We start from the raw sequence: 17,831 nt of genomic DNA, 5'->3' as shown, positions 1-17,831 counted from the left end.
CGCGCGATCGCGCCCGCCTGCAGGCATTATCCGTGCGCGCGGGTGGTTGGAACCGCGGCATGTCCCCCGCCCCTCATGTCGTGCTGGTGCGACAAACGTGTCAGACCGCCGCTGGTACAACGGCAGGGCACACCCCCAGGCCAGTCGGCGGGGGGCCTGCGCCGCCGTCCCCCCCCATTCAGAGGAGTGCTGCCATGACCACCCCGACCATGATCCCCACCGCGCCCCTGCGCGACACGGCGCCCATTCTCCTGGTGGAGGACGGCGGCGCGATGCGGTCCCTGCAACGCTTTCTGCTGCGGCGCGAAGGCTGGCCCTTGATTGAATGTGACGATCTGGGCGACGCCCGGACGGTGCTGGCGGCAACCACGCCGGCACTCGTGGTGCTGGACGTCAACCTGCCCAGCGGCAGTGGTCTGGAACTGCTCCCGCTCATCGACCGGTCGCGCACGCGGGTACTGGTCATGAGTGCGGCCACCGCCCAAGCGGACCTGGCGCCCGGCGTGGCCGACGCCTTCCTGGCCAAACCGTTTGAACTGGGCGCGTTTACGGCCCTGATCGAACAGCTCACACACTGACGAGCGAAGGCCTTCCGGGAAAAGCTTGCGCTGCCACCGTACACCACGGAACATGCGCCAGTGTGCGTGCGCGCCTAGGGCAGACCCAGGGCGTCGAGAACCCGCTGGTGCTCGGGCGTGTGCGCCTCGTAGCGGGCCGGTGAGTGGGGCGGCTCAGGAAAAAACGTCAGCACACGCCGGGCAGGAAAGCTCTCGCCACTCTGCGTGACCCGCAGGTCCACCGTGACAGTGCGCACGCGGCCAGCCCAGTGGTCCTGGGCGCACACGGCCGTCAGCCACCAGCCTTCCCCACGCCCGGCCGGATCGTGATAGGCAGGGGTAAGGAGCGGCGCGAGTTCATGCTCGCCGCGCAGGGGCGGGGCCGACAGGGCCACGGCGTGCAGCGATTTCAGGGCGAGCTGCACGTCCCGGCGTTCGAGCATGAACCACTGCTGGCCGATTTGCACTTCAACGCGCCCGTGATGACGGCGGATGTTCAGCACGCTGCCGCCCACACCGCGCCCGGTTGCTTCCCCGAGGGTGATCAGGCGGCCCACGTTGCCGCGCAGGGCCACCGCGGCGCTGATGCCGGGCAGGCGGTAGGTCTGCCCGTCCACCGGGTCGGGGGGCAGCAGGTCCAGGGGGGCGAGCAGCGCAGGGTTCGTCGATACGGTGGTCATGGGTGGTCTCCAGTGGGGCGGGTTCGCAGGACGCACCTGCAGGGTCAGGACAGAACCGCTTCTAGTCTCGCGGTGGGTGGGTGGTTGCGCCGGTGGTCAGCCACCCCTGCTCACGCGGAGCGTTCAGAGCCGGTCAGGTGAGCACTGAGTTCGTCGATGGCCTGATCGGCCACGCCAAAGTACGTGCCGCTCAAGGCGTGCAAGGCCGTGACATCGGGGCCAGCGGGCGCCTGGAACTGGGCGTGAACGGCGCGCAGCACCTGCGCCACCTGGTCGGCGTGGGGACCTTTCCCCGCGTAGTAGGCCGCGAGCGACGGGGCGTGTCCGGACAGACCGTTGACGTGCCACTGCACAAATGACCCGTTCTTGGTCTGGCCGTCCATCCACCAGGCCATCACCGCGAGGCGCTGGTCTTCCGGCAGTCGCGCGAGCAGGGCGTCTTTCGACTCATGACGGCCCCAGGTGCGCAGGGCGCACAGGGCGAGGGCGGCGAGGGCCGTGCCGCGCAGATCACGGATGGTGGGGGCCGGAGTGGACGCCGGCGTCGGACGGGCGGTGGGATCAGTCATAGCGGGTGCTCCTGAGCAAGGCACTGGCCCCCGGGTGAGGGGGGCCACTGGTCAGTGTTTCGTTTTGCCGCGCTTGCCGCCCGGGGGTTTGTCATCCACCCGGACATGCGCCTGGTAGGTCCGCAGCGGCGTGTGCAGCACGTACCGCCCCTGGCTGGTGGAACTGATGGTGCCTTCGAACTCCTGCCCGGCCTCGTAGGCACTGGGCGCGCCGTGCTCGGTCACGTGCGTGATCCGCCCGCGCAAGATCACCTTGTGGTCGCGGCTGCGCAGCGTGGCATCTTCCAGAATCAGTTCCGTCACCGGGTTGTCCGGCAGCATACCGACGGTCTTCTGATAGTGGTCGTCAAGGTCGGCAAGCACCAGTTCGAGCACGTGGTCGGTGGGGTACCCGAGGGTGACGGCGATGGTGAACAGCAGCAGCGTGGTGCGGCTGGCGTCGCGCTCTTGCAGCAGCGTGCGGTACAGGTGGGCGACGGCAGGGTTCTGGTTGAGGTAGGCGTGAATCGCCGTACGGATCTGCTCAGGATGTTCGAGGTTGGCGGTGATTTCGCCGGGCGGCGCTTTGAGGTCCATATGTCGTCCAGTGTGGAATGCGGGTGGGTGGCGGCCCGGCTTACGAGGCGGGCCAGCCCTCAGGCGGGGCGGGGCAGCGCAGGAACGGCCCGAACGGGTCGCCCTGGTGGCGCACGAGGGCCTCACTGTGGGCGGTGGGCGCCGCCACCCACCAGCCGGGCACCGCCCACTCAGGCCAGTGGCCGCGCATGCGGTGCCAGGTCAGGGTCCGGGCGTCGAGGTCGTCCGGGGCCCACTGCGCCTGTGGGAGCGCGAACAGGGTGGCGTGGTCCACCGCGTGACTGGTGAGCAGGGCGTAGCCGGGGCCGGGCAGGACACGCAGCTCGTTGCCGGTCCGCAGCACCATCTGCCCGTACAGGTCGCACACCAGCAGGTCAGCATGCTCGGACAGCAGGCACACGCTCGTCTGGCGTTGCACCAGGGCGGGAATGGACGTCTGCAGGCCCATCACCTGGAGGGTGCGTTCCACGTCCTCGATGCACGTCTCCTGCATGGGCGTGACGAACAGGCTGTTGGCGCCGCCCCACGGTTCGTTGTGGGCGCGCAGGTGCGCGCAGCGGTCGTCGAGGTCTGCCAGGTGCGCCAGCCAGCACAGCACGGCGTCCTCAGGGTTGCGGGTGTCGCTCAGCCAGTACGGCAGGCCCTGCTGGTCGCCGACCGGCCCGACCGCCCGGAGGCGCTGGTCCCGGGCACGCCGGGCGGCGTAGGTGGCCGCGGCGTGCAGGGCGTCCTCGCGGGAGGGGTGCTCGGGGGGGGCGTCAGCCGGGCTACTGCCGAACAGGTCGAAGCCCATGACCGGGGCGGCGGCGCCGGGGCAGACGTCGATGCCGCAGCGGGTCAGGGCCTGCACGAGCCGCTCGGTGAGAGGCGCGCTGGCGGCGTCGTTGAGAAAGGACCACAGGCCGCTGTCAGCGAATGCTTCGGAGGTCAGGAGGGGGAGGACGGCGTCATCGGCTGACGTGAAGGTCACGGGGTGGCCCCCGGGTGGTGTCGGCGGTGTGGCATGACCCCCTGCGCTGCGCAGGCGCTGCACTGGGCGTCGCCGGTCCACCAGCAGCCGTCCGGGCAGCCCCACAGGTCACTGCAGCCGCAGTGGGCGCAGGCGCGCACGCCGCTGTGGTGGGCGTAGGCCTGCCGGGTGGCGTGTTCGTCCCCCTCCGGGCGGTACAGCGTGCCGGTCCGGTCGATCAGCCCCTGCGCTTCCAGGGCGCTCAGGGCCGCGCGCAACTCACCCGCACCGGCGGTCCAGTGGCGGGCGAGGGTGTCGAGGGAGAGGGGACCGACCTGCCAGATCATTAGCAGGGCGGCGGCCTGTGCGGGCGATGGAGGTGCAGTGGGCCGGGTCATGTCTCCAGTGTCTTGTCGCGTGGGTGGTTGTGCGGGCTGCACCGGGACTGGCGGCGGGTCAGTGGACGAACGTGCCGTCACTGCGGATGGCCGGCGCGTCGGTGCTCCAGGTCACGTCGTGGTTGCCGCGGTTGACGCGCTGGTCCTCACGGAGGGCGTCCAGGAGGCCGGCGGGGACGGGCAGGCCGTGGTCGATGAGCCGCGCCTGCACCTGGTCGAGGGTGAGCCCCCCGTCGAAGCGGGCCTGCGGGTCGTCGAGGTTGCAGTACACGAGTTTCGGTTCGTTCGGCTGGCGTTGGAGGCGCTCGATCACGAGGTAGAAGTACTGCAGCGGGCGGTCCCAGCCAGTCTGGACCTTGACGGCCCTGTGGGTGAACGTGTGGGTGCTCATGGGATCTCCAGTGTTGGGTGCAGGTGGGTGGATGCTGTGCCTGGCGCGCCTCAAGCGGCACGCGTGGATGCTGTGCCTGGCGCGGCTCAAGGGGCACGCAGGGTCTGCTCGAGCAGTTGCGCGCACAGGTGCAGGGTCTCGCGGGTCTCGGCGGCGCTCACGAGAAACGCCAGGTGCCCGAGGACGGCACGCTGGCGTTCGGTGAGCTGGCCCTGGTTGGCGCGGTCGATCCGGTCAAGCAGGGCCGCGCAGCCAGGCGTGCTTGCGCTGGAGCCGCACGCTGTCTTCCGCGGCCTGCTGCGCGGCGCGCTGCTCCTGAATCTCCTGGCGGGCGAGGTCGCGGGCCTGCACCCAGCTGTAGCCTTTGGCCTGGTAGCGCATCTGGGCCCGCGCTTCGCGGATCTGCCAGTCGAGGGCGTCCTGTCCGTCTTCATGCTGAGACCGGGAGAGGTGGTGTGCCATGCTCCGCCCTCACCTTCAGGTGAAGGGTGTTGCTGGCGGAACAGAGACCACGGGAAACGGAAGGAGAAGGCCATCACGCGCCGGCGCCGACCCCGCGCCGAGCGGGGTGAAGATCAGACAAAGGCCACAGGCACGTCGTCTACTGTGTCGACCGGGTTGTCGCGGGCGCGTTCCAGCCCGGCGGGGGGTGGGTGCTGTGCCGGGGTGCCGCGCACCCAGGCGTGCACTTCGTTGCGGCCCGTGCGCCGCACCCGGTCGCGTCCGCCGGGGCGCACGATCATCGTGACGTCCCGGAGCAGCAGCCACGGCGAGTGGGCGATCACCCGCCCGCCCTGCCGCACCGACCAGCACCGCCGGGTCAGGTTCCGGTACACCTCGACCGGGGTTTCAGGCATGCGCTTCACCGCCGCCGCCCTGGCGACGCCCCCGTACGGGGGCGTGAACTGGGGGCGCGTCCGTCAGGCCACGCGGGGCAGTGCGGCGCGCGGCCGGTCATCCGGGTCGCCCCCGCCTTCGCGTGCCTCACGGCGCAGCAGGGCCTCGCCCACCGCGAGCCTGACGTCGGCCCGTTCTTCGGCGTCTCGCTGCCCGCGCAGGTCCAGCAGGCACAGCAGGCCGTACGCCAGCAGCAGTCCAGCCAGGGCCGGCGGCGGCAGGACCGGGACCAGCAATGGAAGCACCACCAGCCCGAACAGGGGCCACCGCACGTTCGCCGGGCGCGGCCCGCAGTCCAGGGCGGCGCGCAGGTCCCGCAATTCACGGGTCGGAATCGGGGACGCATCGAGTTCGCCCGCCGCCCGGTCAATGCGGTCGAAGTGACGCGCCCAGGGTTCGCGGGTCACGGTCACCCTGGCCGCGGCCAGCAGGATCACGGTCACGGCCGTCACCGACAGGAGGGCGACCGGGCTGATCAAGGCGCTCACGGCCAGGGTGAGGGTGCTCAGCGCGGTGCCCACCTCCACCGTACGCCACCACCGCTGAACAAACGGCACCGCGCGGCGCGCCGCTTCGAAGGATTCCGAAAGGGGAGCGGGCATCTCGGGCCTCACCCTATACTCTGCGCCGACGCGGTACACCGGCGCGTGCGGGTGTCGGGCGGTCGTCATCGCGGGGCATCACACCCGCAGGGTGACCAGGACGGCGGTGTAGCTGCGTTCACCGGCGGCGCGGAAGATGGCGGGGGTGGTGCTGCCCGACAGGTTCAGCTCCACGTCCCCGTCGATGGGCCCCAGGGCGTCCAGGACGTGACGGGCGTTGAACGCCAGGCTCATGGCGGGCTCGGCGCCGCGCTGCACCACCTCGAGGGTGTCCTGCGCGCGCCCGTAATCGCCCTCTGCGGCGAGGCGCAGGCGGTTTTCGGAGATCAGGAACTCCACGCGGTTGTTGGCGTTCTTGTCCGCAAGCACCGCGACGCGGTTCACAGCGTCTTTGAGCAGGGCGGCGCTGAGGGTGGCCTGCAGCCGGATGTCCTTGGGAATCACCCGCTCGTAGTCCGGGAAGTCGCCGTCGAGGAGTTTCAGGTTCATGTGCACGCGGTCCGTGGTGACGCTGAGCAGGCCGTCGCCGTAGGTGAAGCGCGCCTGGCCGTCTTTGAGCACGCGGATCAGTTCGTCGACGCTGCGCGCGGGGATGATCAGGTTGCGCCCCGCCCCGGAGGACGGGAATTCTCGGATGGCCACGCGGTACCCGTCGGACGCGACCACGCGGATGACGTCGGCGTGGTGTTCGAGCTTGATGCCGCGGAACACTGCCTGGAACGCTTCGTTGCTTGCGGCGTAGCGCACGCTGCCCAGGGCGCGGGCCAGTTCGGCGGCGTCGAGGCTGACATGCGCGGCGTCTGGGAAGGTCAGGGGCGGGTAGGCGTCGAGATCCCCGATCTGGAGTTTGAATTCCGAGCCGCCCGCCCGGACGCTGATCTCCGAACCGTCCAGTTCGAGTTCGACGAGTTCACCGCCGAGGTTGCGCACGACCTGCCCGAACAGGTGGGCGGGCACCACGAAGGACTTCGGGTGGCGCACTTCGGCCGGGACGACGCAGGAGAGGTCGATTTCCAGGTTCGTGCCGCTCAGGGTCAGGCCGTGCTCACTCACGTCGACTTTCAGGCTGGTGAGCAGCGGGTTGCTGCTGCGGCTGGGAATGACCCGCTCCATCAGGCCCAGGGCGTCGCTCAGCGCCTTGCGGGTGACGTTGACGTGCATGGCGCCAGGGTTCAGGGGGATGGGCAGTGGGGCGGATGTGGCGGCTCTTTTGGGGGCAGCAGTCATGGGCACGTCCTGTGGGGGTGAGGGCGGAGGGCGGGCAGACCCGGCGCGGGAGAACAGCGCCAGGCGCCCAGAGCAGCTCCTGTCGAGGATACGGGGCCAATGGGTGAGCGCAGCACGCCGCTGGGGCGTACTGCGCTGGGGTTCAGGTGGCGTGCCGCAGGATGTACGGTGCGGCGTTGACCGCCTGATCGCGGGTGAGGGCGGCGTTCACGCTGGCGGGGAGGGACAGCCCGAACCCGGCGAGGACCGTGAAGAAGGTGAGTCCCCTGCCGCTGAAGGCCTCAAGACCGTGTGCACAGAGACACCGAAGTGGTCCGCAATCGCTTGGTTGCGGTGGGTGCCGCGCTCAATCCATGCGAGAGCGGCCAAGCGGCGCTCCTCGAGTTGAGCGCGAGAGTAATGGGTCGGCTGCCAACCAGGCATACGGCAAGCCTATCAGCTCAGACCTTCGCCGTGATCAATAACAACAGTCAGAATATCGTCTACAGAGTAATTAAGCCAGAGGAAAATCCTGCCAAGGGATTGTTCGCACCCTTCCAAGACAGCGCACGAAATAGAACTGGGCACGTTTTAGATGGTTCAAGAGAGGAATATCTCCAGAGCTGGATTTCGGCAACTCGTGATTATAATGTCGCGTTGCAATGGGCAGAAAAAAGTGGCAATAGAATCGTAGCAATTGACCTATCGAAAGTTACTGCTACGGTGGTGGATGTGTCCACACCTGAAGGCAGGGCGAAGTATCTGCGAGGTGTTACGGCAAATAACAGAGCATCGGCTTCAGTAGAAATTTTGATTGACAGAACGGTTCCAGCTAACGCCATAATGTTTATGACCGAGGTGTGCAAATGAAGGATAAACTGACTCTCGAGATCGTGGATTTATTTATGATGATCACAAGGAAAATCGGAGGTGGAGAGCCTTTGGTCCAAGAGGATTTCCAAGGACTGGCAGCTAAGCTGAAAGATTTCGCTGGAATAAGCTCTGGAGAAGCAGATATTCCCAAAGCTTTGGCTGAGGTATTTTTAGATGCCTATCCTCTTCTGGAAGCTTATGCAAACCGCTACGGAGAAGTGGATTCTGTGTCCATGCGACTCGCTTCTGACGAGATTGGAGAAATTATTAGGGAGATATTGATTGGCTAGGGTTTCTTCTTTGATGAAGCCACCTTTTAAATAATTCAGTCTCGACCGCCGCTTCCAGTAAAACAGCCTAGAGATCATCCGGAAATTACGCGGAGCAGGATGACGATGCAGGCAAGTTAATCAAATACTCTATGCCGTTATCAATAATGTCGTGAACGGATGTCTTCGGTAGAGCAGATTACGTAAATCGAAGATGCGTACATAAAGGATGTGCCATGAAGATCTTTTATATGAGGCTGGCATTAATACCGATAGTTCTAGCAGCCTGTGGACCACTCGAAATTAGCGATAATGCCAATCGAGCGAGTGAGAAGAGCTTTGGTCTTTCACGGGAAATTTCAGAGGGACGCATATCATTTGTGGTCAATAGTGATCAGATTGAGCAAGGATACGCATTAAGCGTTGCTGTCGCAGAAGCAGGAATCATCAAACAATACATTTCATCTCGGTGTGGCGTCTCTGAGAAAGAAATAGAATCTTGCGAGATAGAAAGATTCTTTTACACACCTTCAATGATCAGCCCCGTTCTTAAAAATAAGATACTAGTCAGAGGAACGAGTTTAATAAAAAAGCCTATTGGTACCAGCAATAATTTCTCTGTCAGGGGCAATATAGAGAGCGCGTCATCAGAAATTATCGCCGTTTATTACAAGATTGGTGAAAATATCAGATCTTCACCAGGATTTGTGCATATTCCAATTGATCAAACACTCAACAACAACACCAAGATGAGTATTTTCGTAACTAAGAAATCTCACAAACTCACCACCTCTACGCTCTATCAGAAGGTGGAGAGATGAATTTTGCGAGAATTGCTTGGCTATGAGTCAACTCGCCTGCATCGTCATCCTGCGACGCCTCGCGGGTGAGGGTCAAACTCGGCGGGTGAGGCCGGTGGCCCCAGCGCGTGTATTCCCGGCGTCGCCTTCACCGGGCAGCGACACCACCGTCAGCTTCTGGCGTGTACCGCCAGGTGCCTTTGCCAGGACCCCGCCTCAAGGCCGGGTGAGTTCGCAGGACCCCGCGCAGGGTGTTGTCCTGGACAGCTGGGGCATCCGGAAGCGCCCGGAAGGCGGCCATCAGTTCGTCTTCCTGGAATGGTTCGTCGCTGAGCAGCAGGCCGCAGAGCGCGGTGAGCCAGTCCCGGGACACCCAGTCCGCTTGGTCGCCGCAGTAGTAGCCGCTCACGGTGCGCGTCAGGGTCGTCGCAGGCCAGGCGGCCCGCAGCACGGCGGCGTCCGTGCCGGTGGCCAGCGCCGCTTCGTCTTCCGTGTAAAACCGGCCAGCGGGCAGGTGCAGGCCGGGTGCGTAGAGCGTGGAACCGCCGTTCACCGTGGCCCAGCGGTGCTCGCCGACCGGGTCGGTCCTGAGATGCCCGCCGTGAATGACGCGGGCCAGGGTAACCAGGAGCGGCCACGCGTCATCGACCTCGGCCGGGATCCGTAGGGTGTGCGCCGGCTTGCCCAGCGCGTGGAGGGTGGCGGGCCAGCCTTGCCCGACGAGCGGCAGCCGGAGGGTCTTGAGGGCGGTGATCGCAGATGAACGCATACCTCAGCGTGTGGTTTCTTTGGCGAAGAAGCGGCCAGGCCCCATACGGGTGCTGTTCTGGCCAAGACAAGCCGCCGCTTTTTTCAGGATTTCACGTTCCTGTCGCAGGATTTCGTTTTCTTTGCGCAGCCTGCGGATCTCCCGCTGCTCTGGAGTCAGAATCTGCCGCCCATGACCAGGAAACGCAGCTTCGCCCTTCTCCTGCTCGGCATTCATCCATTTGCGGAGCAGCGAAGCGTTGAGCCCCAGGTCACGGGCAGTGCCGGCCAGGTTGCCGCTGGTTCGGGCTCGTCGTACGGCATCCCGCTTGAACTCGGCGGTGTGGATTCTACGGTTGGTCATGATGGTGCCTCCTCTTGTGGGGGCTTATCTCCATCTACGCCATATCGGGTCACCCTCAGTTATGCCCTGCGCCTAAATGTGGTGTGGACGCTTTGATTGGCCACTGCGGCGCAACAGTTCATGCAGTGTCCAGTGAAGGAGCCGCATGGTCAGTTTTCTGGGGTATTCCACCCCTCAAAAACGTTTGGAGGGGCCTTCCTGGACCTCCTGTGAGGAGATCTCCTTTTGGGTCGTCCTGGACGGCTTTTTTTCGATTGGTCGTGACCGGTCGGCGGCAGGCTGACGAGGGTTGACTTTCCGGGTCCTCATACCAGGTGTTTGACGCTAATGCGTCTTGGTGTCAATCCTTATCGTCCAGAGATTTGACCGGAGTGGCGGTTTGAAGGTGCCAAGCCACAGCGAAGGCAACCGCACAGTGCCGGGGCAAGTCGATGCCCGAGTTGAAGCTTTCAGGCTCAACACGTCTGGGTGGAGTGACACGTCTCCTGAGGCTTCTTAGAAACCACTGAAAGTCTGGGCCTCCGTGCACCTTCCGAAGGCCCAGCACCCCGCGTTCATTCTCGAAAGCGGCCCTGAACGAGGCCGCTCCCTGGATGAGGTTGCACACAACCGCTACCCAGTCCTGAAGAACGCTTGGTCCGAGCGCAATAAAGTGCAGAGGATGGCGAAAATCCATCAGGACGGCTTACTGCCGTACGGTCTCCACAGCTGTAAAAGCGCGTCCCGTGCCGGTGAGATCAAGGCTGTACAGGACTGCTTTTACTGCTGCCCGGCACCTGTTTTTACGATGAATCAGCTACAGGTCGCGCTGAGACCTTCTGCGACCGGTGCGCGGACTTCACCACGCCCCGGTTCCCCTACCCGCTCGTCTCAGGCTCACTGCTCCCGGTTCCTGTGGGGACAGTCCCTGCGTGTGCTTCCGGTGTGCCCTGCGCTCCGAACCTGCTGCGCGCGTCGTAGGCGGAGACACTGCCACCCGTCGCCGCGTCTGTTCCTGTGCTGTACGGGCTGGCGGCCGGTTCGGGAGCCTCTGGCGTGGCCGTCCCGCCCAGGAGGTGTTGCATATCAGCGCCGAATGGGCCGTCGCCGTCAGCGGCGTGCTGTTCGACAGCCTCGCGGTCAGGAGATTCCGGGTGCTTAAGAGCTCCTCCCGTTTCTTCGTTCGGCTGAGCGGCAGTTCGTTCGTCTTCTCCGGTCATAACGCCTCCAAAGGGCCAGCGGCTCCACTTCTGGTTGGTGACCCTGCTGTTATGTTATTCGGTCAACCAGTTGTCGGGACCCGACGCTTTTAAGCCCAGAGGGAGAGATAGTAGATCTGTGAAGGTCTGATGGGAGTCAGCTTGGGACGATAAATCCTGGGGGTGTCACGCGATGATCAGACCAGAAAGTGCCGTGGGCTCAACCTGGATTCGAACGCCCCTCTTCCTGTTCTTGAGACTGACATGCGGCCCCATGTCCATACCATCATATGTTCCAGGTTCACTTCCAGGAGGGTGCGCTGTCTCTGTCTGCCTGAGTGCCCGCTCCAACGCAGGCAGGCGACGCTAATGGGGAACGGCCGGGAGACGCAACTGACGGCACATGTGCTGCTACCCCGGGGTCCAGGGGAACTGTAGTCCTACACCGCACCTGTGAACGCGTGGATCACGAGTAAAGCCGTTAGGTTCACCTGCTGACGGGCTTTATAGATGTGTCTGGTGTGAACAGTGCCGCATCATGGAGCCGCTGTGGCAACAGTGGCTTCACCTGACTCCCTGTGCGGGCATGTTCTTTCAGCTGGATGGCGCAAGAGCCTGATTGCACACCGGAAATTTGGTAAATCAACCGGGTGTCGGGGGCTGCTGGCTGCCCACGCGGCCGGATGCACCGTTTTGCGGACCGGGCGCCCTATACATGAGAGCGTGTGAGCCGGGACGAGCAATTAACTCAAGATTAAGCAAAAGCAGGACATCTCACTGAGGCGCCGAGCAGAGTTGGGCTACATTTCGAGCAGCCGATCAACAACTTGACCGTCCACAGGGGGATGTTTTGACACCAACGACTTTAGAAGTACGCGTGAATGGTGTGGCTTTGCCGGCCACCCCGGGCGAGCCGCTGATTGATGTGCTGAACCGGTCTGGCATGGAACTGCCGCAGGTCTGCTACCACCCGCAGCTGGGGGCAATCCAGACGTGTGACACCTGCCTGGTGGAGGTGAACGGCGAGCTTATCCGGGCCTGCGGCACCCGCGTCAGTGGCAACATGACTGTCCAGACCGAGACCCGGGGTGCCCGGGACTCACGCGCCGCGGCCTTCGACAAGATTCTGGGCAACCACCTGCTGTACTGCACAGTGTGCGACAACAACAACGGCAACTGCGTGGTCCACAACACCACCGCGCTGCTGCAGGTGCAGCATCAGGTCACGCCGTACCATCCGAAGCCTTACCTCAAGGACGAGAGCAATCCGTTCTACCGCTACGACCCGGACCAGTGCATCCTGTGTGGCCGCTGCGTGGAGGCCTGCCAGAACCTGCAGGTCAACGAGACCCTCTCGATCAACTGGGAAGATCCCCACCCGCGTGTGCTGTGGGACGGCGGGCGTCCGATCAACGAGAGCAGTTGCGTCAGTTGCGGGCATTGCGTCACCGTATGCCCCTGCAACGCCCTGATGGAGACAAGCATGCTGGGTGAGGCCGGTCTGATGACGGACCTGCCGCTGCCCGTGTTTCAGCAGGCGGTGGATTTCGTCAAGGCGGCCGAGCCCAGCATCGGCTACGGACCTATCCTGACGCTCTCGGACACCGAGGCGGCCATGCGTGAGCAGAGCATCGAGCGCACGAAGACCGTGTGCACGTACTGCGGCGTGGGCTGCTCGTTTGAGGTCTGGACGAAAGAGCGCCACATCCTCAAGATCGAGCCGACGCACGGCCCGGCCAATGGAGTGTCCACCTGTATCAAGGGCAAGTTCGCCTGGGACCACATCAACAGTGAAGAGCGCCTGACCACCCCGCTGATCCGCGAGGGAGACCGCTTCCGCGAAGCCAGCTGGGAGGAGGCTCTGTCGCTCATCGCGCGCAAGTTCAATGAGACCCGCGCCCAGTACGGCCCGGACGCGCTGGCCTTTATTGCCTCCTCGAAATGCACCAATGAGGAAGCCTGGCTGATGCAGAAGCTGGCCCGCGCAGTGGTGGGCACCAACAACATGGACAACTGCTCGCGCTACTGCCAGTCGCCGGCCACCATGGGCCTGTGGCGCACCGTTGGTTACGGCGGAGACAGCGGCTCCATCACCGATCTCGAAAAAGCCGGGCTGGTCATCGGCATCGGGACGAACACCGCCGAGTCGCACCCCGTGCTGGCCACGCGGGTTAAGCGGTCCCATAAACTGCGCGGCCAGCGCCTGATTGTCGCCGACCTGCGCGAGCACGAGATGGCGCAGCGGGCCGACCTGTTCGTCCGGCCCAAACCTGCCACGGATTTCGTGTGGCTCAGCGCAGTCACGAAATACATTCTCGACGAGGGGCTCGAAAGCAGGGACTTCCTCGAGCAGTGGGTCAATGGCCTGGATGAATACCGCGAGAGTATCGCCCGGTTCACCCTGGACTACGCCGAGGAAGTGACGGGCATCAGTCAGGACGAGCTGCGCCAGATCGCGCACGAGATCGTGCAGGCTGACGGCACCTGCATCATGTGGGCCATGGGTGTCACGCAGCAGTGCGGCGGCAGCGAAACCAGCACCGCCATCAGCAACCTGCTGCTCGTCACGGGCAACTACATGCGCCCCGGCGCCGGATCGTACCCGCTGCGCGGGCACAACAACGTGCAGGGCGCCAGCGACATGGGGGCCATGCCCGCGTTCATGGGCGGCTACCAGAAGGTCGACGACCCCGTGGTGCGGGAAAAATTCCAGGCGAAGTGGGGCGTGCCCCTGCCCGAAGCCAAGGGCCTGGATAACCACGAGATGGTTCACGCCATCCATGAGGGCACCCTCCGGGTGATGTACCTCAAGGGTGAGGAAATGGCCATCGTGGATTCCAACGTCAACTACGTGGACGAGGCCTTTGAGAAGCTGGACTTCTTCGTGGTGCAGGACATGTTCTTCTCCCGCACGGCGCAGTTTGCCGATGTGGTGCTGCCCGCCAGCCCCAGCCTGGAGAAGGACGGCACGTTCACGAACACCGAGCGCCGCATTCAGCGCCTGTACAAGGCCCTGGAACCGCTGGGTGGCAGCAAGCCTGACTGGGAGATCATCCAGCTGGTGGCCAACGCGATGGGGGCGAACTGGAACTACACCCACCCGTCCCAGATCATGGATGAGATCGCGAGCCTCGTGCCTCTGTACGCTGGCGTCACCTATGAGCGCCTGGAGGGCTTCAAGTCACTGCAGTGGCCGGTGCTCCCCGACGGCAGCGACACGCCGCTGCTGTTCACTCAGGGATTCCCCTTCCCCGACGGGAAAGCGCGGCTGTACCCGGCAGAGTTCCTGCCGCCTGTGGAAGTCCCGGACGCCGAGTATGACCTGCACTTCAACAACGGCCGCATGCTGGAGCACTTCCACGAGGGCAACATGACCTTCCAGTCGGCGGGGATTACCAGCAAGGTTCCCGGCACCTTTGTGGAGGTCTCGCCGGAACTCGCGGCCGAGCGCGGCCTGGAAAGCGGGCGGCAGGTGCGTCTGGTGTCACGTCACGGTGCAGTGCGCCTGCCGGTCCACGTGACCGAACGGGTCCAGGGCAGGCAGCTCTACATGCCCATGAACACCCAGGACGCCCAGCAGGCGGTCAACCGCCTGACCGGGAGCCACACGGACCTCAGTACGCATACTCCCGCCTACAAGGACACGGCCGTGCGCATGGAGATTCTGCCGGAGATGGGCGAGAACCCACTGCCGCGCATCAATCACCGCTATGGCCGTCCCACGCCGCAGCGCGGCGTGGAGGTCGAGCGCAAGTGGCTGCGCAGCGACTACCGCTTCCCAGGCGACGACCCCCGGCGTACCCCGGTGGCCCGGCAGGTGGCGCCCGAGCAGGCAGGAGGAGATGACTGATGGCCCACGCAATCGAATTTGACGCCCGCGCGCTGCGGCCCACCCCTGAACAGAAAGTGGCGGCAGGCACCGCGGAGAGTGCCGACGCGCTGGTTGAAGCCCTGGAGCTGCTGCGCGAACTGCACGAACACAAGGTGCTGCATACCCTGGTTCGGGTCGTTCAGGGCGGTGAGGGCCTGGCGTTTCACGCGCTGGAGATCTTCAATGAGCCGGGCAGCGTGCGGGCGGTGCGAAATCTCCTTGAGCTCGTCAAGGCGCTGGGAAGCATCGAACCCGAGGCGCTGGGGGCCGTGACGGGGGCACTGAACAAGGGCGTGCGTGAAGGTGCGCGGCGCGTCGGGGCCGGTGAACGCGCCGGCCTGGGGGAACTGCTTTCACTGGCCCGCGACCCGGATGTCGGTCTGGCCCTGGGGGCCATGATCGGGGTGCTGCGCGGGTTCGGGCAGGCCCTGCGCGAGAGCCAGTCCACCCCACCCGGGACCCATCCCTGACGTCATGCTGAGCCTGACCCCTCACCCCCTCCTGACCTTTGATGGTGAGGCCGTCACGGCATGGGCAGACCAGCTGGTGACGGAGGAACCCCTGGAGCTCCGCCTTGTGGCTGGGGAGGAGGAACGTCCGGTCAGCGTGACGATGCGGACTCCGGGTCACGATGAGGAGCTGGTCCTGGGCCTGCTGTACGCCGAGGGCGTGATTGAGCAGGCGTCAGACGTTCTGGCCATGGCGCCCTGGTGCGAGGGAGACCAGACCCAGCCCAACGTCATGCGGCTGCAGCTGCGTTCGGGATTGGAGGCGCTGGCTGCCCTGTCACGCCACACCTTCACGAGCAGCGCCTGCGGCGTGTGCGGCACGGGCAGTATCGAGCGTCTGGCCATGCGCGCCGCCCCAGGCGTGTGGACTGCAGGCCCCCTCACGCCGGAGCTGATCTGTGATCTGCCGCGCCGCCTGGGGGAACAGCAGGTCCTGTTCAGTGCCACGGGCGCCCTGCACGGCGCGGGGCTGTTTACGCCGCAGGGTGAGGCCCTGGTGGTGCGGGAGGATGTCGGGCGGCACAACGCGGTGGATAAGCTGGTCGGCTGGGCGCTGAAGCGCAAGCTTCTGCCCCTGACGAATCACGTCCTCGTGGTCAGTGGCCGCGTCGGGTTCGAAATCGCCCAGAAGGCGGCCATGGCGGGCCTCAGCGTGATCTGCGCCGTGTCAGCGCCGAGCAGTCTTGCCGTCGCTGTCGCCGAGAGTTTTGGAATCACCCTCGTCGGGTTCACCCGCACCCGGCGTTTCAACGTCTATTCCCTGCCGGAGCGGTTGAGCCTGCCAGGCGTAACCGGTCCCGCTGTTTCTCATTCCTGAATTCAAATTTTTCTCATCCTTCAAGGAGGCTGGCATGTCGTTTCTGGATCGTGAGCATTCTGTTGCCCCACCTGGCTATAGCCGCTGGCTGGTGCCCCCCGCCGCACTGGCCGTTCACCTGTCGATCGGACAGATCTACGGTTACAGCGTCTTCAACAAGCCGCTCAGCCGCCTGATCAGTGGCGACCTCAAGGCAGACACCGGGGCGCCAGGAGACTGGTCCCTGGTGCAGGTCGGCCTGATCTTCTCGGTCGCCCTGTTTTTTCTGGGCGCCAGTTCAGCGCTGTTCGGCAAGTGGGTGGAGCGCGTGGGCCCCCGGCGCACCATGTTCACCTCGGCCCTGCTGTTCTGCTCCGGGTTCCTGGTGGCGGCCCTGGGCGTATCCACCCACCAGTTGTGGCTCGTGATTCTGGGCAACGGCGTGCTGGGGGGTATCGGGCTCGGGCTGGGCTACATCAGTCCGGTCAGCACCCTGATCAAGTGGTTCCCGGACCGGCCTGGCCTCGCCACCGGCATGGCCATCATGGGCTTCGGCGGTGGTGCGCTGCTGGGCAGCCCGCTGGGCACCTCGTTGATGGCCGCGTACGGCGGGCCCAACTTCGGGATTGTTCCCACGTTCATCACGATGGCGGTGCTGTATTTCGCCCTGATGATGTTCGGGGCCTTCCTGGTGCGGGTGCCGCACGAAGGCTGGAAACCCGACGGGTGGACTCCGCCCACCGAGGCGGCCACGCACGGCATGATCAGTTCGCACAACGTCACTGTGGAACAGGCGTTCCGCACGCCGCAGTTCTGGCTGCTGTTTACCGTTCTGTTCTGTAACGTGACGGCCGGCATCGGCGTGCTGGGTCAGGCCAGCGTGATGATTCAGGAGATGTTCAGTGACACGGTGCTGGGCGCCGGTCGTGGGGTCACGGCCACGGCCGCTGCGGGCTTCGTGGGGCTGCTGAGCCTCTTTAACATGGGCGGACGGTTCCTGTGGAGCTCGACTTCCGACCGGATCGGGCGCAAGCCCACCTACATGATCTTTTTCCTGCTGGGCACGGTGCTGTACTTCCTGATCCCGCTGTTCGGGCGGATGGCCAGCCTTCCGCTGTTCGTCGCGGGCTTCTGCGTCATTCTGAGCATGTACGGCGGGGGCTTCGCGACGATTCCGGCGTACCTGCGTGACCTGTTTGGCACACTGAACGTGGGCGCCATTCACGGCCGCCTCCTGCTGGCGTGGAGTGCCGCCGCGATCGTCGGGCCGCTGCTCGTCAACGGCTTCCGCGACCGGCAGATTGCTGCGGGCGTGCCCGCCGCACAGGCCTACTCCACGGTGATGTGGATCATGGCGGCCCTGCTGGTGGTGGGCTTTATTGCCAACCTGCTGGTGCGTCCGGTGGCCGCACGCTTCCACGCTGACCCGACCATGGGCAGCCCCGCCTCGGCCAATGACTGAGGAAAGGAGCGCCAAGCTTATGCATGAACAGAAGACGCCGCCTGCCACCATCGCTCTCGCCTGGATCATCGTCGCCGTACCCATGCTCTGGGCCATCTGGCAAACACTGATCAAAGTCATCGAACTCTTCCGCTGAT

The 17,831-nt window shown here is 64.7% G+C and carries 18 protein-coding genes and 2 pseudogenes; 8 read left to right on the top strand and 12 right to left on the bottom strand.

What is annotated here, in order from left to right; translation table 11 throughout:
• Nucleotides 1-194: 194 nt before the first annotated feature.
• Nucleotides 195-578, top strand: a complete 384-nt coding sequence (locus LAJ19_RS20305) for a response regulator transcription factor (protein WP_225524820.1) — start codon at nt 195-197, stop codon at nt 576-578.
• A 74-nt stretch (nt 579-652) separates the two neighbouring features.
• Here LAJ19_RS20305 and LAJ19_RS20300 read toward each other — a convergent pair whose 3' ends face one another.
• From LAJ19_RS20300 to dnaN, 10 genes are all read right to left on the bottom strand, one after another.
• Nucleotides 653-1,237: a hypothetical protein gene (locus tag LAJ19_RS20300; protein WP_225524819.1), complete on the bottom strand. Its 585-nt coding sequence runs from the start codon at nt 1,235-1,237 to the stop codon at nt 653-655.
• A gap of 110 nt (nt 1,238-1,347) precedes the next feature.
• A complete protein-coding gene (locus tag LAJ19_RS20295; RefSeq protein ID WP_225524818.1) occupies nt 1,348-1,806 on the bottom strand; it encodes a DMP19 family protein in 459 nt (152 codons plus the stop codon).
• A 51-nt stretch (nt 1,807-1,857) separates the two neighbouring features.
• Nucleotides 1,858-2,382, bottom strand: a complete 525-nt coding sequence (locus LAJ19_RS20290) for a hypothetical protein (protein ID WP_225524817.1) — start codon at nt 2,380-2,382, stop codon at nt 1,858-1,860.
• Between the two features lie 40 nt (nt 2,383-2,422).
• Entirely contained in the window at nt 2,423-3,352 is a 930-nt protein-coding gene (locus LAJ19_RS20285) for a hypothetical protein (RefSeq protein WP_225524816.1), read from the bottom strand.
• The gene (locus LAJ19_RS20280; RefSeq protein WP_225524815.1) at nt 3,349-3,729 is read right to left on the bottom strand and encodes a DprA-like winged helix domain-containing protein; all 381 of its coding nucleotides are present in this window, start codon (nt 3,727-3,729) and stop codon (nt 3,349-3,351) included. Before LAJ19_RS20280 ends, LAJ19_RS20285 begins: the two co-directional genes overlap by 4 nt.
• A gap of 58 nt (nt 3,730-3,787) precedes the next feature.
• Nucleotides 3,788-4,120, bottom strand: a complete 333-nt coding sequence (locus LAJ19_RS20275) for a hypothetical protein (protein WP_225524814.1) — start codon at nt 4,118-4,120, stop codon at nt 3,788-3,790.
• A 234-nt stretch (nt 4,121-4,354) separates the two neighbouring features.
• Nucleotides 4,355-4,582, bottom strand: coding sequence for a hypothetical protein (locus LAJ19_RS20270; protein WP_225524813.1), 228 nt, complete (start codon nt 4,580-4,582; stop codon nt 4,355-4,357).
• Nucleotides 4,583-4,695: 113 nt separating this feature from the next.
• Nucleotides 4,696-4,977, bottom strand: coding sequence for a hypothetical protein (locus LAJ19_RS20265; RefSeq protein WP_225524812.1), 282 nt, complete (start codon nt 4,975-4,977; stop codon nt 4,696-4,698).
• Between the two features lie 63 nt (nt 4,978-5,040).
• Nucleotides 5,041-5,688 (bottom strand): hypothetical protein, encoded by a 648-nt coding sequence (locus LAJ19_RS20260; RefSeq protein ID WP_225524811.1) that lies wholly within the window; start codon nt 5,686-5,688, stop codon nt 5,041-5,043.
• 9 nt (nt 5,689-5,697) lie between these two features.
• A complete protein-coding gene (gene dnaN / locus LAJ19_RS20255; RefSeq protein ID WP_225524832.1) occupies nt 5,698-6,780 on the bottom strand; it encodes a DNA polymerase III subunit beta in 1,083 nt (360 codons plus the stop codon).
• A gap of 519 nt (nt 6,781-7,299) precedes the next feature.
• Between dnaN and LAJ19_RS20250 the strand changes: the two genes are divergently transcribed.
• The 3 genes from LAJ19_RS20250 to LAJ19_RS20240 all read left to right on the top strand — a co-directional run bounded on the left by LAJ19_RS20250 (nt 7,300) and on the right by LAJ19_RS20240 (nt 8,788).
• On the top strand, nt 7,300-7,695 hold the full coding sequence (locus LAJ19_RS20250) for a DUF7587 domain-containing protein (protein WP_225524810.1): 396 nt from the start codon (nt 7,300-7,302) through the stop codon (nt 7,693-7,695).
• Nucleotides 7,692-7,988, top strand: coding sequence for a hypothetical protein (locus LAJ19_RS20245; RefSeq protein WP_225524809.1), 297 nt, complete (start codon nt 7,692-7,694; stop codon nt 7,986-7,988). Before LAJ19_RS20250 ends, LAJ19_RS20245 begins: the two co-directional genes overlap by 4 nt.
• Before the next feature lie 215 nt (nt 7,989-8,203).
• Nucleotides 8,204-8,788 (top strand): hypothetical protein, encoded by a 585-nt coding sequence (locus tag LAJ19_RS20240; protein WP_225524808.1) that lies wholly within the window; start codon nt 8,204-8,206, stop codon nt 8,786-8,788.
• A gap of 127 nt (nt 8,789-8,915) precedes the next feature.
• On the opposite strand, the gene LAJ19_RS20235 is transcribed toward LAJ19_RS20240, so the two are convergent.
• Both LAJ19_RS20235 and LAJ19_RS20230 read right to left on the bottom strand, forming a co-directional pair.
• Entirely contained in the window at nt 8,916-9,536 is a 621-nt protein-coding gene (locus tag LAJ19_RS20235) for a hypothetical protein (RefSeq protein ID WP_225524807.1), read from the bottom strand.
• Nucleotides 9,508-9,878 (bottom strand): annotated as a pseudogene (locus LAJ19_RS20230) (transposase); the annotation flags it as partial. The pseudogene LAJ19_RS20230 and the gene LAJ19_RS20235, both read right to left, overlap by 29 nt.
• Nucleotides 9,879-11,942: 2,064 nt before the next feature.
• Here LAJ19_RS20230 and fdhF point away from each other — a divergent pair.
• The 4 genes and pseudogenes from fdhF to LAJ19_RS20210 all read left to right on the top strand — a co-directional run bounded on the left by fdhF (nt 11,943) and on the right by LAJ19_RS20210 (nt 17,830).
• Nucleotides 11,943-14,906 (top strand): formate dehydrogenase subunit alpha, encoded by a 2,964-nt coding sequence (gene fdhF / locus LAJ19_RS20225; protein ID WP_432804275.1) that lies wholly within the window; start codon nt 11,943-11,945, stop codon nt 14,904-14,906.
• Nucleotides 14,906-15,397, top strand: a complete 492-nt coding sequence (locus LAJ19_RS20220; protein WP_225524805.1) for a helical membrane plugin domain-containing protein — start codon at nt 14,906-14,908, stop codon at nt 15,395-15,397. The genes fdhF and LAJ19_RS20220 overlap by 1 nt, the downstream gene beginning before the upstream one ends.
• A 4-nt stretch (nt 15,398-15,401) precedes the next feature.
• Nucleotides 15,402-16,253, top strand: a complete 852-nt coding sequence (fdhD, locus tag LAJ19_RS20215) for a formate dehydrogenase accessory sulfurtransferase FdhD (protein WP_225524804.1) — start codon at nt 15,402-15,404, stop codon at nt 16,251-16,253.
• 34 nt (nt 16,254-16,287) lie between these two features.
• A pseudogene (locus LAJ19_RS20210) lies at nt 16,288-17,830 on the top strand (L-lactate MFS transporter).
• Nucleotide 17,831: the final 1 nt, after the last annotated feature.

The organism is Deinococcus taeanensis (genome assembly GCF_020229735.1).
In the GTDB taxonomy this organism is placed as follows: Bacteria; Deinococcota; Deinococci; order Deinococcales; family Deinococcaceae; genus Deinococcus; species Deinococcus taeanensis.
Note: the sequence above shows the minus strand (reverse complement) of the source record. Positions and strands in the feature narration are given on the sequence as shown.

Coding starts and splice junctions, on each gene's coding strand:
- LAJ19_RS20305 (WP_225524820.1), top strand. CDS start 195: ATGACCACCCCGACCATGATCCCCACCGCGCCCCTGCGCGACACGGCG.
- LAJ19_RS20300 (WP_225524819.1), bottom strand. CDS start 1,237: ATGACCACCGTATCGACGAACCCTGCGCTGCTCGCCCCCCTGGACCTG.
- LAJ19_RS20295 (WP_225524818.1), bottom strand. CDS start 1,806: ATGACTGATCCCACCGCCCGTCCGACGCCGGCGTCCACTCCGGCCCCC.
- LAJ19_RS20290 (WP_225524817.1), bottom strand. CDS start 2,382: ATGGACCTCAAAGCGCCGCCCGGCGAAATCACCGCCAACCTCGAACAT.
- LAJ19_RS20280 (WP_225524815.1), bottom strand. CDS start 3,729: ATGACCCGGCCCACTGCACCTCCATCGCCCGCACAGGCCGCCGCCCTG.
- LAJ19_RS20275 (WP_225524814.1), bottom strand. CDS start 4,120: ATGAGCACCCACACGTTCACCCACAGGGCCGTCAAGGTCCAGACTGGC.
- LAJ19_RS20270 (WP_225524813.1), bottom strand. CDS start 4,582: ATGGCACACCACCTCTCCCGGTCTCAGCATGAAGACGGACAGGACGCC.
- LAJ19_RS20265 (WP_225524812.1), bottom strand. CDS start 4,977: ATGCCTGAAACCCCGGTCGAGGTGTACCGGAACCTGACCCGGCGGTGC.
- LAJ19_RS20260 (WP_225524811.1), bottom strand. CDS start 5,688: ATGACGACCGCCCGACACCCGCACGCGCCGGTGTACCGCGTCGGCGCA.
- dnaN (WP_225524832.1), bottom strand. CDS start 6,780: ATGCACGTCAACGTCACCCGCAAGGCGCTGAGCGACGCCCTGGGCCTG.
- LAJ19_RS20245 (WP_225524809.1), top strand. CDS start 7,692: ATGAAGGATAAACTGACTCTCGAGATCGTGGATTTATTTATGATGATC.
- LAJ19_RS20240 (WP_225524808.1), top strand. CDS start 8,204: ATGAAGATCTTTTATATGAGGCTGGCATTAATACCGATAGTTCTAGCA.
- LAJ19_RS20235 (WP_225524807.1), bottom strand. CDS start 9,536: ATGCGTTCATCTGCGATCACCGCCCTCAAGACCCTCCGGCTGCCGCTC.
- LAJ19_RS20220 (WP_225524805.1), top strand. CDS start 14,906: ATGGCCCACGCAATCGAATTTGACGCCCGCGCGCTGCGGCCCACCCCT.
- fdhD (WP_225524804.1), top strand. CDS start 15,402: ATGCTGAGCCTGACCCCTCACCCCCTCCTGACCTTTGATGGTGAGGCC.